Here is a 16,326-nt window from a genome sequence, read left to right as displayed (position 1 = left end):
CCTCTCATCCCAATGAGCCGCCACGCCGGTGCCGGCACACGGGTGAACCGCCCTGCCGGGCTGCGAACCGCCGTCGGCATGCCTGCCCTTGCTACCCCTCACATTCCTTGCAATATAGGCGGCCGTCCTTCTCGCGGGCAATTTGGGAACGGTGCCGGACCAGGAAGCACGATGAACAGGTGAATTCGTCCGCCTGGGCAGGCACCACCTGCACGGTCAGCTCTTCACCGGAGAGATCCGCGCCGGGCAGTTCGTAGCCGGCGGCCAGATCGCTTTCGTCTTCGTCCACCACTGCGACCGGCTTGTCCGTGCGGCGGGTCTTCAGCTCCTCAAGGGAGTCCTCGCCGAGGTCTTCTTCAGACTTGCGCGGCGCATCGTAATCGGTGGCCATGTTCGCCGTATCCTTCTTCCTTTTTGCCAGCCTGCCAATGCCACCCTTCATAACGCTGCAGATACGGTGTTTGTGCCCGCAGCTTTACCCCGCTTTCCGCTCGCCGTGAGCGCCCATGCCCAGGCCGGCAGCCGGAATATCGCGGCGCGCCCTGCCCCTTGACACAAAACGGGTTCACCGGGTGGCAGAGTTTCGATTGATAGTAATGCCAGGGTGGAGGATTTGTATGCAGGATCTACGGCTTGTAGGCGTACACGACGACGGGATGCATCTCCTGTTGAGCGGGGCCGGCGGCGAGATGTTCCAGCTGCCGATCGACGAAGCGCTGAGGACCGCGAGCAGGCCTGCGCCCAGGCCTGCTTCCGAACGGCCCGCCATTCCCTTGTCCCCGCGGGACATCCAGGCGCGGATCCGTGCCGGTGCCACGGCGGCGGATGTGGCAGAGCTGTCCGGCCTGCCGCTGGCCAAGGTGGAACGCTACGAGGGACCCGTCCTGGCGGAACGCGAGTACGTGGCCCAGCAGGCCCGCAAAGTGGAAGTGGCTTCGCCTTCACCGGGCCACGACATCTACCGGTCAGCGTTCGGCGATAGTCCCGCCACCTTGGCTGACATGGTGGCCCACAGGCTTTCCGCCCACGGCATTGATCCTTCCTCCGTTGAATGGGATTCCTGGCGGCGCCAGGACGGCACCTGGACGGTATCGGCCAGCTTCGAGGCAAACACCGGCGGAAAAGCAGGTATTGGTGAAGAACCACCGGCACTCTGGACCTTCAGCCCAACCCGGAAGTCGCTGCAGAATGCCAACCGTTGGGCGCAGCAGCTCAGCGAACTTGAGCCGCTGGATGGACCGGTTCCGGCACGAAGGCTTTCTGCTGTCTCCGACCGTCCCTTCGATTTTGAAACCGACGCTGACTCCGTCCGCCCGTCACCCGGCGCCGAGGGCCAGCCCGATGCCAAGGACCCGGACGGACTCCTTGACATGCTGCGCTCCCGCCGGGGCCAGCGCCTGGGTGTGGACGAGGACTCTGACGACGCCCTGGCACTGCTGCTGACCCATGGCGTCCCCGCCGCCCACCCTAGGCCGTCCGAGGTCGCGGCCGAGGCGGAGGAGGACGCAGACGAGTCGCAGGAAGACATCCCGGAGACTCCAGCCGCCCAGGCCAGCTCCTTCACCCGGCGACGGGACGCCAGGCCTTCCATGTTGTCGCGGCTCAGCCTCATACCTCCACACCGGGAGGCGATGGAGGATGCCTTGAAGCTGCACGACGGCGTAAGCACCGAAACCCGCGAGATCACTATCGTGGCGTCGCCCCTGCGGCCCTCCGGCGGTGCTCAAGGAGGCACCCCAGGAAACGGTCATGGGGACGCCGGCAGCCGTGAGGCAGGCGGCAGTGACTCTGGCGGCAGCGCCGGGGGCAGCGTCAATCTTTCCAGTGGCGCGGGACTGAACGAGTTGCTGGGCAACAACCCGCGGCGTCCGGCACCCCGACCCGACGACAGCTCTCCCGCTACCGGCCAGCTTCCGGAAACAGGCGCGCCCGAGCGGCAGCCAGGCCGGCCGAAGCGTTCCAGCGTTCCGTCCTGGGACGAGATTGTGTTCGGCACCCGCAGCGAGTAGGCAGGTCTCCCCAGTAAGTAGGCGAATCTCCCCAGTAAGAAAAGCTTGGGCTACCGCCGCAGGGAATTTGGACTACGTCCAAAGCCCGTTGATTCGTACCTCCGCCACGAAATTCCCGTCACGGCGGGAAGGCCAGCGAAGCATCCCTTCGGATTAGAAGGGCGTTTGCCGTCGGAGGTGCTCCAGTTCCAGCATTAAATAGAACTCTCCGAATGGGTCTTGTGGCAGTTCGTTTTCCGGAACGCCGGGGTCTTCGGGGAGGTCAACCTCGGGCGGATCCAAGAAACGCACGGCGTCGTCAGCTTCATCGAGCAAGCTAATGATGTGTTGGGATAGGGCCGCCTGAGGAATACCTTGCCCCTCCGGGTAAAGGACTGCAGCGTCCAGATCTGATTGGTCCCTGACCGGCACAGCTGAGCTTGGCATTGCCTGTTTCAGAAAAACACCCGTCTGCGCGCCCTCTATCGAACCGCCTGCCACCGCACCGCCTGCCACCGAACCGCCGACCGTGGATCCGTCTACCAACCATTCCGGTTTCAGCTGTTCGGGCCAGTGTGGTGGTTCCCAGTCCTGGTGTTCGCTTTTGTAGTGCCTGCCGCTGGGTGAAGTCCAGCCTGGTGGTTCGGTTTTGGTGGCGGGGGTGGGTTTCCAGCCGCTGCTGTGGCGGAGTTTGTGGTGTTTCGGGCAGGGCTGTCCCAGGTTCGATACCCCGGTGGTGCCGCCCTGATGCCAAGCGAGGATGTGGTCTGCGTCGTTGTCCAGGGAGCTGTTGTTGCAGCCCGGGAACGGGCATTTGCCGTCCCTCAACCTGAGCCAGTTCCGCATCGCCTTGCCAACCCGGTAGCTGGTGCGTCCGATTTCCAGCGGCGCCCCGTCCCTGGGGTCAACCAGCACGCGGTAAAACGAATCAGCACCTTCAGCGAGGAGTTTGCGTGCCATCGACGCCGGGATCGGCCCGAACCCGTCCAGCACCGCCGGCTCCTCCGTCAGGCCCATCAGTGAAAAAACGGGCACGGTCACCAGAACCTGCGCCCGAATCCCCGACGAAGACGGACCGGACGTTGGTCCCTCCCCGCCGTCGGGACTGTATGCCTCGCCGCTTTCGGAACTGTTTCCAGGGTTGATCCCGGCCCCGCTGTTCAGGAGTCCGTCGGAGAAGATGTCAGCGCACAACTCCGGCATGGTGCGGGGCTCGTTCGGGCCCTGCATCCCTCGGGCGATCGCGCTGAGCCGGTTGCGGATCGCGGAGGCCTGGGCCGCGGGCAGGTACCCGGCGACCCAGGCCATCCCGTCACTGTCCGGCCAGAACTCGACCCGCCGGTCCGCCACACCCTTGGCATGCCGTTTCTCCAGGCTCTCCGGGTGGTGGCGTTCCCGCCATCCCCGGGCCTTGGCCTTGAACCGGTATGCCGGCATCTCCCCGATCGGGCACCCACGGGCCGCGTCGGGCGCGTCCGGGTCCAGGAAATGCGCCTCCAGCGCGCCCGCCGCGGCCGGGTCAAGGCTCGCGGTCTGCTCCACCATGGTCCGGGCATGCGCCCAGGAAATCGTCGCGGACTGCAGCGCCGCCAGGCACCGCGGCAAGGAAGTGGTCAAAGCATGCGATTCCGCCAGCAACGCCCCCGCCGCCCGGTCACCAATCGCCAGCACACACCCCACCTCGGCCACCAGGGACCGGTCCTGCGCAGTAGCCTCCTGCGGTGACGAAGCCGGACCATTCAAAACCGCAGTGGCCGCAGCAAACACCGCCACCGCCTCCGCCTTCACCGCCGCCATTTTCGCTTCCGACCGGGCCACCATGGCAAGAACATCCAACGCCCTATCAGCAACCCGCTGCACCGGATCATCATCATTTCCCGCAGCGGCGCCTGGGCCAACTGCAGCATCCGGTCCACCAGCAGCACCGGCAGTACTTCCGCCAGCCAGCGCAGCCATGAACGCAGCGACAGCAGCTTCAACCGCCTCCTCCGCCTGCACCACCGCCGGGTTCTTTTCCATACCTCCATCATCGTGAGGGGTCTGACAAAACAGGGCGTTTTGAGCGCCTGATGAAATAAGAACTCGAAAAACTTTCCGCCTACCTGCCGGGGACCTAGCGAAGGCACCGGGGTCATTTGCGTGCTTGCGTCAGAGCGACGAAGGAGCAGCAAGCGGCAAATGGCCCGGCGGCGGAGCGCAGCAACTCCCACCGGACCACGAGGTGCGTGCTTGCGTCAGAGCGACGAAGGAGCAGCAAGCGGCAAATGGCCCCGGCGGCGGAGCGCAGCAACTCCCACCGGAGCATGGAGTGCTGCCGGATCTGCCTCAGTCGTTGAGAAACTGAGGCTCGTGCCGGACTAAGCGCCGGTTACGCCCGGGTTCCGCCTGATCCACGCCACAGGCAGGCGTCAACCTCGAACGGCAGCAGTGGGTCCTGGTGACCCATCAAGGTGGCGCCGTGGGCGGTGACCCGCCGCATGTAATGCCGGCGGCAAAGCGTCTCGTACCCGACCACTGGGACGTGGTCCACTGCCGGCGTTCCGGCGGCACCGTCCATGGCCATGTCCACGTCGCCAACCACCACCTGGGCACCCTCGGTGACCATCACGCCGTCGACCGTCCTGGCATTGTGGGTGGCGCGCCGGCCGCACCAGCACAGGGCCTCCACCTGGAGAACCTGCACCCGGTCCGCGAGCTCCACGAGCCGCTGGGAACCTGGAAAGAGACGAGTGCGGAAATCGGCGGTGATGCCAAAAGCGAACACGTCGACATCAATCTCGTCCACCACTTTGGCCAGCTGTTCCACCTGCTCGGGCGTGTAGAACTGGGCTTCATCGCAGATCAGGTAGTCGATGCGCTGGCCCTTGGTGCGGCGCATCATGACTTCCTCCCAGAAGTCCGTACTGTCCACCACCTCCACGGCATCGGTCTGCAGGCCAAGGCGGCTGGAGATACGGGATTCCCCGGCGCGGTCGTTCCGGCTGAAACGTACGCCGCCGCGTCCCCTGGCACGGTGGTTGTAATCCATCTGCAGGGCAAGGGTGGACTTTCCGCAGTCCATCGTGCCGGAGAAAAAGACGAGTTCAGCCACGCCGGGAGCTCCTGCCGCCAGCCGTGAAGCAGAGCAGGGGGACCTCCCGCTCGGCCTTGGTCAAGGACCCGTGCTGCCCCACCACTTCCATCGCGGCGGGACGGACACGGCGTACGTCGTATAGCGCCAGTGCGTCGCGGGCGGCGATCATCACATCACCGATCCTGCCTTCGACGGCGGGACGAACCTTACCGAAGAGGCCCGCCGCAAGTGCGTCCTCCCTCGTGAAAGCCCAGATCCGGTCACCGAATCGTGCCCGCCAGGCCGCCAGCAACCGGTCCCGGACGTCCGGCCCGGTTCCGTTTTCCAGGTAGAGGTGGACCATCCGGGGCTCTCCGGCCGTGTGCCGCACCCCTTCCACCAGCGCAGGCTCCGCGGAGTAGTCGATCCGTTGCTGTTCGGGCACGTCCAGCATGCCGTGGTCCGCCGTGAGCAGGATGGTGGTGCCGGCGGGGAGCGTGTTGCTCAACCGCTTCACGGTAGCGTCAAGCTCTTCGAGCTGGTGTTCCCATTGCTCCGACTGACAGCCGTAGCGGTGCCCGGCCTTGTCCAGTTCGTTGACGTAAAAGTACATCAGCGACGAACCGGCGGAGGCCATGGCTTCGGCTGCGGACGCAGTCCGGGCGTGGGCAGTAGTTCCGGAGATGTGCCTGCCTCCCCGCAGTGCCGCCCGGGTCATGGGCGAACCGGCGAACTGGGGCAGGCTGACGGTGGTGACATCCACATGTTCGGCAGCGCGCTCCAGCACCGTGGGAAAGGGCTGCCAGATGGCGGGATCAACGCCGGGATCCCAGTTCCCCAACAGGTTAACCACCTTGTCCTGCTGCGGATCGAGGACGTCGTAGCCCACCATGCCGTGCTGGCCCGGGGCCACGCCGGTGCCGAAGCTTGATAAGGCAGCTGCTGTGGTGGAGGGGAATGCCGAATCAACCCAGACGGGGACCTCGCCCTGCCCGGCCTGGATCACGGAACGCAGGAACGGCGTGTGGGCCGATTTCTGCTTCAGGAGGTTCCGGCCCAGCCCGTCCGCGAGGACCACGCAGACCCGTGAAGCGGGGGGGAGGCCAAGGGTGTTGGAAAAGCCCTCGACGCCCAGGCTTGCGGCGGCGCTGGTGAGGACCTCGGCAATGGAGCGCTGCCCGTAGGCGGGAGCCGGCGGAAGGAGGTACTCGAGGCCTGGCCGGGCGGGCGGAATGATCTCTGCTGGCTGGCGGTCTTCGGGCATCAGCGCTGCTGGTGCCCGCGGCTGAGGCGGTTGCCGAACACTCCGGCGCGGGGCCGCGGCGGCATGGACTGGACGTGTGGCTGCGGCGCGGGTGAACCGGTGTTCACGGCCCGGAGGGCCCGGGCAAAGAGCTTGGCGTCCTGGACCGCCTGCAGGCCGTCGGCTTCGGCGCTGATGCGCAGCACGATATCTTCCTGGGCGATGGTTCCGCTGTAGCCGTGGTCCGCTTCGCACTGGGGGTCGCCGCAGCTCGCCGGCCCCATGTCCAGCCGCTGGCCGCCGGACCAGGCGATGGACAGCGTCACTTCACGGACCGGATCAGAGGGCTTGTAGTCTTGCGGCTGGGCGTACATGTAACTGAGCACCACGGACCGGATCTGGGCCACGGGGACGGATTCGGTGGAGATCTGGGCCACGATCTGTTCGCCGGCTTCGTCCAGCTGCTGGTCATCCACGTGGGTGATGACCAGCATGTCCGAGGTCAGCACCAGCACCGTGATGTGCCGGCGCACCTCGGCGCGGTCAAAGTGGGTTTCAAGGTGCACCAGGTGCGCAACACAGTCGCGGCCGTCCAGGGCGTCGTCCACCACATCGGCCACCAGGCGGGGGTAGAAGCCGGCCTTCTCGAGTGCGCCTTCCAGGCTCTGGCCTTGCGCCGTGTGGCTGTGTGAGCTGTGGAGGCGGACTGCCTGGGTTTCATTGCCGGGTGTTTCGGGCGCCGAAGCGGGAGGCTGTGAGCTCATTGTCCCATTTTCACAGATCGGCCGGACTCTTGCTAACCGCGTCAGCCCAGCATGGCCCGGCGTGCACTGTCCGTCCGCTGGGCGGCGTTGCCGATCCGCACGTCTGCGGCAAGTATCGTCAAACCCGAGGTGCCGCACAGAACCGGGTTGAATTCCACCAGTGCGATCTCCGGGTGGTTGTCCTTCAACCAGGCAAGCCGGCCCGCGAGGTCCTCAAGGGCATCCACATCCACCGCCGGCAGGCCCTGGTAGCCGAACAGCTTGCGGGAAGCCCGCGGGCCGCGGATGAAGTCGTCCACGTCGGCAGCCGACAACGGCGGCACCCGGTGCGACCAGTCATCCAGCAGGTTCACGGCGTCCCCCGCAAGTCCGAACGAGATGACAGGGCCCAGCAGCGGGTCCTCGATGGCCCGGAACGTGCAGGCCTGGCCAACCGGCGCCATGGCCTGCACTTCCAGCGCGGGGTCGCCATAGTTGGACAGGACCCGCCGCATCTGCAGCACGTTCTGCCGCAGCGACTCCGCATCCTGGATGTCCAGGCGCACCCCGCCGAGGTCCAGCCGGTGCCGCAGGGCAGGGTCGGTGGTCTTCAGCACCACGGGCCAGCCGAGGGTTTCGGCCGCCTCAACCGCTTCATCGGGAGTATCGAAGCCCACGGAGGGCAGCACCCTGATGCCGTAGTGGCCCAGCAGGGACGCCGTCGCACCGGGGTCCAGCCGTTTGAGTTGCTCGCCTTTGACGTCCCGGAGCAGGTTTTCGAGTTCGGCCCGCGCGAGTTCCGGGTTGCATCCCCCGGGTTCCACAAAATGCCCTTGGTCCCGGGACACCCACTCGGAGTACCGGGCAACGGCCGCGAGCGCGGCCACGGCAGCACCGGGATTGGAGAAGCAAGGGATGGCCCGTTCGGGGGAACCCACCATTCCCTCCACATAGATGGAGGCGTCCAGGATGCCGGTGAACGCCGCCACCACGGGCTTGCCTGCCGTTGCCGAACATTCGGCCAGCACTTCAGCGATGCTCTCCACCGTCAGCCCCCGTGCGGGAAGCAGGGCAGCAACCGCGGAGTGGACGATGTCCTGCTCCAGCACCTTGAGCAGGTTGGCTTTTAACGCCGGCAGGGCAAGTGATTGCCCGGCGTCCAGGTCCACGCCCGTCACCAACTCTTCGACAGAGAGCCCCTGGGACGACGCACTGTCCGCCACCACCTTGCCCAGCGCCTGGGAATTGCTGAAAATGGCCAGCCCCGGCCCCGCCGGAAGCGGCTGGCCGGACACCACCTGCGCCACGTCCATCAGCTGCTCGGTGGTTTCCACCCGGATCACGCCGGACTGGCGCAGCATGGCGTCCAGCGCCCCGGAAGGTGCCTGGGTCGTCCGGACGGCATGCCCCGGCGGCAGCCGCAGCCCCATCGCGTCGGACTTCGCGACGATGACCGGCCGCGTCCGCGCCAGCCTCCGGGCCAGCCGGGAGAACTTTCGCGGGTTGCCGATTGACTCAAGGTAAAGGCCGACGGCGGCCGTGTCCGGATCGTCTTCCCAGTACTGCATCATGTCGTTGCCCGAGACGTCCGCCCGGTTCCCCGCGGACAGGAACGTCGACAGCCCCAGCCGGCGGCGGCTGGACGCTGCATAAAGGGAAACACCGATCGCCGCTGACTGGCTGAACAGGCCCAGTCCCCCGCGCCGCGGCAGGGAAGGCGCCATGGAGGCGTTCAGGGACACTTCCGGGTTGGTGTTGACGATGCCCAGCGAGGCCGGCCCGATAACGCGCATGCCGCTGGCCCTCGCCCGCCGCACAAGGTCCCGCTGGCGCAGCAGGCCGCGCTCGCCGTCGTCCGCGAAGCCTGCGGAGGCAACCACCAGCCCTCTGACACCGGCGGCAGCGCACTCCGCCACCACCGAGGGGACTTCCTCGTAGGGGACGGCCACGACGGCCAGTTGGACCGTTTCCGGGACCTCGGACAATTTGCCGAAGGAGAGCATGCCGGCAAGTTCCAGCGCTTCGGGGTTGATCGCGTAGACCGGGCCCCTGAACCCGCCTTCAATAATGTGTTCCAGGAGCTGGTAACCCACGGTGCCCCATTTGCGGCTGGCACCGATCACAGCAATGGAGGACGGCGTCAGCAGGTCCCGCACGCTCCTCGCCTCAGCGCGGTGCTCGCGGGATTCCATCACGGCCCGCGATTTCTCCGTGGGGTCGATGTTGAACTCCAGGCTGACGACGCCGTCGTCAAAATGCCGCCGGACGTCGTAGCCGGCATCGGAAAACACCATCAGCATCTTCCGGTTCTCCGGCAGCACCTCCGCGCTGAACCGCCGGATCCCGTTTTCGTGGGCCGCGGCCGCAAGGTGCTCCAGCAGGATGGACCCAATCCCCCGCCCCTGATGGGAGTCGGCGATGTTGAATGCCACCTCGGCGTCGGTGGGATCGTCGAGCCGGTCGTACCGTCCGATGCCAACGATTTCGCCGCGGATGGTGATGACGAACGCCACCCGGTCTTTGTAGTCAACCTCCGTGAAGCGCTTAAGCTCTTTACTGGACAACCTGGCCTTGAACGCGAAGAAGCGCATGTAGATTGAATCCTGGGACTGCCCGATATGGAAGGCCTGGACAGCGTCAGCGTCGGAAGGGTGGATTGGCCTCAAGTGGGCTGTTCCGCCGTCACGCAGTACGACATCGGCTTCCCAATATTCCGGATATTCGCCGTCCCCGGGCTGATCCACCATAGGCTTAGCCTAGCCAAAAACTATCGCAGCACACCCCCGTCCGCTGCTCAGTACCCAGAAGGATTTACCAACCCCCATGGCCCGCCGCCAAAGTTCTGCCCCCGCTGTGGATGACAGCACCGCCTACACGGAGAACATCGTGGACATCGATGTCACCTCCGAAATGGAAGGCTCCTTCCTGGAGTACGCGTATTCGGTGATCTACTCCCGCGCGCTTCCGGACGCACGCGACGGCCTGAAGCCCGTACAGCGCCGCATCCTCTACATGATGAGCGACATGGGCCTGCGCCCGGACCGCGGCCACGTCAAGAGCGCCCGCGTGGTGGGCGAGGTCATGGGCAAGCTGCACCCCCACGGCGACACTGCCATCTACGACGCCATGGTGCGCATGGCCCAGGACTTTTCACTGCGGCTGCCGCTGATTGACGGGCACGGCAACTTCGGCTCGCTCGACGACGGCCCGGCGGCTCCGCGGTACACCGAGGCCCGGATGGCTGCGTCCGCCCTCACCCTCACCGAGCACCTCGATGAGGATGTGGTGGACTTTGTCCCCAACTACGACAACCAGCTGACCCAGCCGGAAGTCCTGCCGGCCGCGTTCCCCAACCTGCTGGTCAACGGCGCCACGGGCATCGCCGTCGGCATGGCCACCAACATGGCCCCGCACAACCTCGTGGAAGTCATCTCCGCCGCCCGGCACCTGATTGCCAACCCGGAGGCCACCCTGGATGACCTCATGCGGTTCGTCCCCGGCCCCGACCTGCCCAGCGGCGGCCGGATCGTGGGGCTGGACGGCATCCGCGACGCCTACGCCACCGGACGCGGGTCCTTCAAGACGCGGGCCAAGGTGGAGATCGAGCAGCTGTCGGCACGCCGGACCGGTCTGGTGGTCACCGAACTGCCCTACATGGTGGGGCCCGAAAAGGTCATTGAGAAGATCAAGGACGCCGTCAACGCCAAGAAGCTGACCGGCATCAGCGACATCGTTGACCTGACGGACCGCAAGCACGGGCTGCGGCTGGTCATCGAACTCAAAAACGGCTTCAACCCCAACGCGGTGCTCCAGCAGCTCTACCGCTACTCGCCGATGGAGGACTCTTTCGGCATCAACAACGTGACGTTGGTGGAAGGCCAGCCGCAGACCCTGGGCCTGGTGCAGCTGCTGACCGTTTACGTAAACCATCGGATCGACGTGGTGCGCCGCCGCACCGTGTTCCGGCTGGGGAAGAAGAAGGACCGCCTGCACCTGGTGGAGGGCCTCCTCATCGCCATCGTGGACATCGACGAGGTCATCCAGATCATCCGGTCCTCGGACGAGGCCGCCGCCGCGCGCGCCCGGCTGATGTCCATCTACGACCTCACCGAAATCCAGGCGAACTACATCCTGGAGCTGCGGCTCCGCCAGTTGACCAAGTACTCCCGCATCGAACTGGAAAAGGAACAGGATGAGCTGCGCCGCGAGATTGCGGAGCTGGAAGCCATCCTGGCCTCGGATGAACGGCTACGCACGCTGGTCTCCGACGAACTCGCCGCCATCGCCGAAGAGCATGGCACCCCGCGCCGCACCCTGCTGCTCGAATCCGAAGCCGTCTCCCCCACGGTGGCCGCCGAACTGGCCGCTCCGGGCAAGAAGGGCAAAGCCGTGCCGCTGGCCCTGGAAATCGCCGATGACCCCTGCTGGGCCATCCTCACCGCCTCCGGCCAGATCGCGCGCACCAGCAACCAGGAGCCCCTGGCCGAAGCCGGTCCCAGGAACAAGCATGACGTCTTCACTTCGGTGGTGAAGACCTCGGCCCGCGGTGAGATCGCTGCCGTCACGTCGTTGGGGCGCATGCTCCGCCTGCAGGTGATGGACATGCCGGTCCTTCCGCCGGTCTCGGGCCTGCCCAACCTTGCCGGCGGTGTCCCGGCCCAGGACTTCATCACCCTGCAGAAGGGGGAATCGCTGGTGGCCTTCGTCCGGCTCGACGAAGTCCTGGCCATCGGCACCGCCCAGGGTGTGGTGAAGCGGGTCCAGCCGGACTACCCGCTGAACCGTGAGGACTGGGAAGTGATTTCCCTGAAGGACAAGGACTTCGTGGTGGGCGTGGCGCCTGCAGGCGAGGACGACGCCGAACTGGTGTTCCTGACCAGCCAGGCCCAGCTGCTGAAGTTCGGGGCCGGCGGCGTGCGTCCGCAGGGGCGCACAGCCGGGGGCATGGCCGGGGTCAAGCTCGCCGCAGGTGACCGGGTGCTGTTCTTCGGCGCCATCCAGCCCAAGGACGAAACGGCCGTGGTCGTTACCATTGCCGGCACCACCGGCGCGCTGCCAGGCACTGCACCGGGCACGGCCAAGGTGACGGCGTTCTCCGAATACCCGGCGAAGGGACGCGCGACGGCGGGAGTCCGGGCGCACCGGTTCCTGAAGGGCGAGGACACCCTCCTGCTGGCCTGGGCCGGCCACGGCCCGGCCAAGGCGTCTTCCGCAGCCGGGGTGGCACGGTCCCTTCCCCAGGAGCACGGCCGGCGAGACGGTTCGGGCGTGCCGCTGTCCCAGCCCGTGGACGTGGTGGGGCCGGCCATGGCCTGGCCTGATCCCGCTTAGACTGCTCCTATGCCTATCGTTCCTGATGAAAAGGACTGGACCTGGGTCCTGGCCCGTCCCTGCCCGGAATGCTCGTTCGACGCCTCCACCGTGACGCCCTCCACAGTTCCGGGCAGCATCGTGAGCGTGCTGCCCCGCTGGCGCGCCGTTCTCCGCAGGCCTGACGTGGCCGATCGGCCGGACGACCATACGTGGTCCGCGCTGGAGTACGCCTGCCATGTCCGGGACGTTTTCAGCCTTTTCGACCAGCGGCTGAACCTCATGCTGGCTTCAGACGACGCCCGGTTCGACAACTGGGACCAGGACCAGACGGCCGTCGACAAGGACTACGCCAATGCCGACCCGGCAGTTGTCAGCGCCGAGCTCACGGCCGAAGGCAAGCAGGCCGCGGAGTCCTTTGCCGCCGTCCGGGAGTCCGAGTGGAGCCGCACGGGGCTGCGCAGCAACGGCTCGGAATTCACGGTCCTGACGCTGTCCCAGTATTTCCTGCACGACGTGGTCCACCACCTTCACGACGTGGACGGCTGATCCCCCGCAGAGGATGCCACCAGGTTTGCGACGGCAGGCTCTGAACCCGCGTGCTCCGAGCCGGGAGCCAGCACCAGGCGTGCATCCCCGGGCCGGATGTCGGCCGGGTTGTGCGTCACCAGCACCACCGTGCGGTGACGCAGTCCGTGCCGCAGGTCCGCCAGCATGGCCCGGGCCGACGCGGCATCCAGGTGCGCGGTGGGCTCATCCAGCAGGATCACCTCGGCACCGGTCATCAGGGTGCGCGCCACCGCCAGGCGCTGGCGCTCTCCGCCGCTCAGGAATGCCCCGCCAGGTCCGATGCGGGTGTCCAGGCCTGCCGGCAACCGCTCCAGAAGGCCGGTGAGGCCCACCGACGCGAGCACGTCAAGAAGCTCAGGATCGGCCTGTTGTGCCTCGTCAGCGGAGCCGGTCTTACCGAGCAGGAGGTTTCCGCGGATCGTCGAATCGAACAGGTGGGCTTCCTGCGGGCACCAGGCGGCCCGGCCGGTCACTCCAACGTGTCCGGCAGCAACGGGCAGGAAACCCAGCAGGACTGACAGCAACGTGGACTTCCCGGACCCCGACGGGCCGGTCACCGCCAGCCACCGCCCCGGTTCCGCCACGGCGTCCACGCCGGAAAACACGGGCGCACCGCCCGGCCAGGCGGCTGACAGCCCATCCAGTTCGACGCCGGCAAGGCCGCCCCGGCGGGCGGGCACGGCCTGCAGCCCGTCCTCCTGCCGGCCCTCCTCGAGTGCCCCGGATTCGGCGACGCGTTGCAGGACTGTGCGCAGCGCCGGGAACTGGCGCACCGCCGTCGTCATCGCTGCGAAGGGCTCCACCAGCGCAAGGAGCAGGAGGACCACCACCGCTGCGGTTTCCGGGGCAAGCCGGCCGGCGAGCACCGCCGGAGCCGCGAGCCAGGCAGCGCCCAGGGCAGCCGAAGCGCAAGCAGCAGTGGTGATTGCCTGGCCCAGGCCGTCGGCCCAGGCAGAGCGCTGCGAAGCCGCCGTGGCGTTACGGTCCTGTGCATGCAGCTCATCGAGGACGCAGGAAGCCACGCTGTTCGCGTGCAGTTCAGCCCGCGCGTCAAGGGCCGCCGCAACGCGGCGCAGGACTCCGGAGCGAAGGAGCTGCTCGGCGGTAGCCGACCTGCGGTCGCCCCAGAGGGCAATTGCCGGGGCAAGCAGGAGGCTCATGGCGCTGGCGGCCAGAACGGCCGGAAGCGCTACCGGAACCAGCGCCGCCGTGGTCACCAGAGCCATGACAGAAACCGCCAGGGCAGTGACCGGCGGCAGGACCACCCGCGGCAGGAGGTCGCGGACGGTATCGACGTCGTCAATCACCGTTCCCAGGACGTTTCCGCCCTGCAACAGGCGGCGCAGCGGCAGCGCCCGCCGGCTCAGGGACTCCCACAGCCGCCCGCGCAGCCGGGTCAGCCCCGAGAATACGGCGTCGTGCAGGAGGAGCCGTTCGCCGTACCGCAGCACGGCCCGGCCGATCCCGAAGAACCGGACGCCAACAATCGCGGTCAGCAGGTACAGGATGGGCGGCTGCCCGGCGGCGCGGATGATGAGCCAGCCGGAGAGGCCGGACAGCGCGACGGCGAAGACCGCCGCCAGGGTGCCCACCACAGCGGCAGCAGCGAACTTGCCCCTGACAGGTGCCAGGAGAGCCGCCAGCAGCCCCGCTGCGCCGGGCTGGACCCTGCCCGGTGTGCTCCCTTGCCCCGGAGCTTCCTTGGCGCCCGCTTGACCTTCCGTGGTTGCGGAAAAGGCCGCCGCGGCGCCGCCCACCCCGGCTTCGGGGTGGGAAGGTTCAACGGTGCCAGGAGCCGGGGCCATCAGGCCGTTTCCGCCCACGGGCACCAGGTGTTCGGCAAGGGCGCGAGTGCGTTCCTCATGCGCGACCAGGATGACCGTCACCCTCCCCCGGAGCTTTCGGATGGTTTCCTCCACGAGCGCGGCGGAAGCGTCGTCCAGGTGCGCAGTTGGCTCATCCAGCAGGAGGACGGTGGCGCCGGCCTCGATCCGGGCGAGCCCGCGGGCCAGTGCCACGCGCCGCAGTTCCCCGGGGCTCAGCTCGGCGGGGTGCTTGCCGGCAAGGTGGGCGGCTGCTGCCCGCGCCAGGCAGGTCCGGGCAGTTTCCTCAGCGGCGTGCCGCCCGCTCCGGTTGGCGCCGGTGGCCGCCCCGCCGGAAAGGTAGAGCACAATCTCGTCGAGGACTGTTTCTGCCACCATGACCGGGTGCTGCGGAACCCAGGCGATGTCCTTCCGGTCCAGGCCGGAGATGGTGCCGGTGACCGTGGTGCCCGCCCCATCTCCAATGGTCCCTGCGAGGACGCCCAGGACGGTGCTTTTACCGGCTCCGCTGGGCCCGTCCAGGGCAGTGATCCGGCTCTGCGGCGCGGTGAAGGTAAGCGGGCCGACGGCGGGCTGCGGCCTTCCGTCATAGCTCACCATGAGTCCGGTGACGCTGATGGGGGCACCTGGCCTGCCTGCGCGGGCAGCGGGAAGCGGGTGCGGCTCGGGCGCGTCGGTGACGGCAGTGGTTTCGGCGAGCGCCACCCTTCCGTCGTCGCTGGCGTGGTGCGCGGTCCCGAGTTCGCGCAGGGGAAGGTAGCAGTCCGGCGCCAGGATCAGGGCCAGCAGGCCGGCTTCCAGAGGCATGTCCCCGTGCACCAGGCGCACGCCGATGAACACGGCCACCACCGCCACGGAGATGGTGGCGATCAGCTCCAGCGCCAGGGCCGAGAGGAACGCGGTGCGCAAAGTGCCCATGGTGCGGGACCGGTATTCCTCGGAAATCTCCTCCAGCGCTTTCCGCTGGGCGGTGGCGCGGCCCAGGCCCACCAGCACGGGAAGCCCCTTGGCAAGCTCCAGCATGTGGGTGGAGAGCCGGGCCAGGGACGCCTGGGCCTCGCGGACGTTGTCCTCGGTGTACCGTCCGATCAGCACCATAAACAGCGGAACGAGCGGAACGGTCATGACGATGACCACGGCGGAGACCCAGTCCGCGAAGAGGATACGCGCCCCCACCAGCAGCGGGATGGCCGCGCAGTTGACCAGGGCGGGCAGGAACTGCGTGTAGTAGCTGTCCAGTGCGTCCAGTCCGCGGGTGGCCAGCACGGCGAGTCCGCCGTCGGCCGGTCCTGTACTGCGGACGCCGTTGCGCAGCGCCCTTTCCAGCAGCCCGGCGCGCAACTCCTCCTTGATGCCCAGGGCTGCCCGCCGCGCTGCAACAGCCTGCCCCCACACCGTCAGCGACCGCAGGACCACCCCGGCCATACCGGCAGCGATCTGCTCCGCCCACCCGGCGTTCCCCGAGACGAGTCCGGCGAGCACCGACGCCACCGCCTGCCCGATCAGGACCAGGGACAGCGCCTTGAGGGCGGCGAGGAGCCCCAGCCAGTAGATGGCGGAGCGGGTGGCCGGACCGGGCGGGAAAGAGGGACGCATG

10 protein-coding genes are annotated in these 16,326 nt (G+C 67.4%); 3 read left to right on the top strand and 7 right to left on the bottom strand.

Annotated features, from left to right (window positions below):
• Positions 1-91 precede the first annotated feature (91 nt).
• Positions 92-391 (bottom strand): DUF4193 domain-containing protein, encoded by a 300-nt coding sequence (locus tag QFZ36_RS00605; RefSeq protein WP_306633062.1) that lies wholly within the window; start codon positions 389-391, stop codon positions 92-94.
• A 226-nt stretch (positions 392-617) separates the two neighbouring features.
• Between QFZ36_RS00605 and sepH the strand changes: the two genes are divergently transcribed.
• On the top strand, positions 618-2,009 hold the full coding sequence (gene sepH, locus QFZ36_RS00600) for a septation protein SepH (protein WP_306633060.1): 1,392 nt from the start codon (positions 618-620) through the stop codon (positions 2,007-2,009).
• Between the two features lie 153 nt (positions 2,010-2,162).
• On the opposite strand, the gene QFZ36_RS00595 is transcribed toward sepH, so the two are convergent.
• From QFZ36_RS00595 to QFZ36_RS00575, 5 genes are all read right to left on the bottom strand, one after another.
• Positions 2,163-4,007: an HNH endonuclease signature motif containing protein gene (locus QFZ36_RS00595; RefSeq protein WP_306633058.1), complete on the bottom strand. Its 1,845-nt coding sequence runs from the start codon at positions 4,005-4,007 to the stop codon at positions 2,163-2,165.
• Positions 4,008-4,356: 349 nt separating this feature from the next.
• Positions 4,357-5,079, bottom strand: coding sequence for a thymidine kinase (locus QFZ36_RS00590; protein WP_306633056.1), 723 nt, complete (start codon positions 5,077-5,079; stop codon positions 4,357-4,359).
• Positions 5,072-6,304, bottom strand: coding sequence for an alkaline phosphatase family protein (locus tag QFZ36_RS00585; protein ID WP_306633054.1), 1,233 nt, complete (start codon positions 6,302-6,304; stop codon positions 5,072-5,074). The genes QFZ36_RS00590 and QFZ36_RS00585 overlap by 8 nt, the downstream gene beginning before the upstream one ends.
• A complete protein-coding gene (locus QFZ36_RS00580) occupies positions 6,304-7,047 on the bottom strand; it encodes a DUF5998 family protein (protein ID WP_306633053.1) in 744 nt (247 codons plus the stop codon). The genes QFZ36_RS00585 and QFZ36_RS00580 overlap by 1 nt, the downstream gene beginning before the upstream one ends.
• Before the next feature lie 41 nt (positions 7,048-7,088).
• Positions 7,089-9,773, bottom strand: a complete 2,685-nt coding sequence (locus tag QFZ36_RS00575) for a bifunctional acetate--CoA ligase family protein/GNAT family N-acetyltransferase (RefSeq protein ID WP_306633052.1) — start codon at positions 9,771-9,773, stop codon at positions 7,089-7,091.
• Between the two features lie 76 nt (positions 9,774-9,849).
• Here QFZ36_RS00575 and QFZ36_RS00570 point away from each other — a divergent pair, with 76 nt between their 5' ends.
• On the top strand, positions 9,850-12,357 hold the full coding sequence (locus QFZ36_RS00570; RefSeq protein WP_306633050.1) for a DNA gyrase/topoisomerase IV subunit A: 2,508 nt from the start codon (positions 9,850-9,852) through the stop codon (positions 12,355-12,357).
• Positions 12,358-12,366: 9 nt separating this feature from the next.
• On the top strand, positions 12,367-12,885 hold the full coding sequence (locus tag QFZ36_RS00565) for a DinB family protein (RefSeq protein WP_306633048.1): 519 nt from the start codon (positions 12,367-12,369) through the stop codon (positions 12,883-12,885).
• Here QFZ36_RS00565 and cydD read toward each other — a convergent pair.
• The gene (cydD, locus tag QFZ36_RS00560) at positions 12,867-16,325 is read right to left on the bottom strand and encodes a thiol reductant ABC exporter subunit CydD (RefSeq protein WP_306633046.1); all 3,459 of its coding nucleotides are present in this window, start codon (positions 16,323-16,325) and stop codon (positions 12,867-12,869) included. The two genes, QFZ36_RS00565 and cydD, sit on opposite strands and share 19 nt — an antisense overlap.
• Between the last annotated feature and the right edge of the window lies 1 nt (position 16,326).

Source organism: Pseudarthrobacter siccitolerans, from assembly GCF_030823375.1.
Classification (GTDB): domain Bacteria; phylum Actinomycetota; class Actinomycetes; order Actinomycetales; family Micrococcaceae; genus Arthrobacter; species Arthrobacter siccitolerans_A.
Note: the sequence above shows the minus strand (reverse complement) of the source record. Positions and strands in the feature narration are given on the sequence as shown.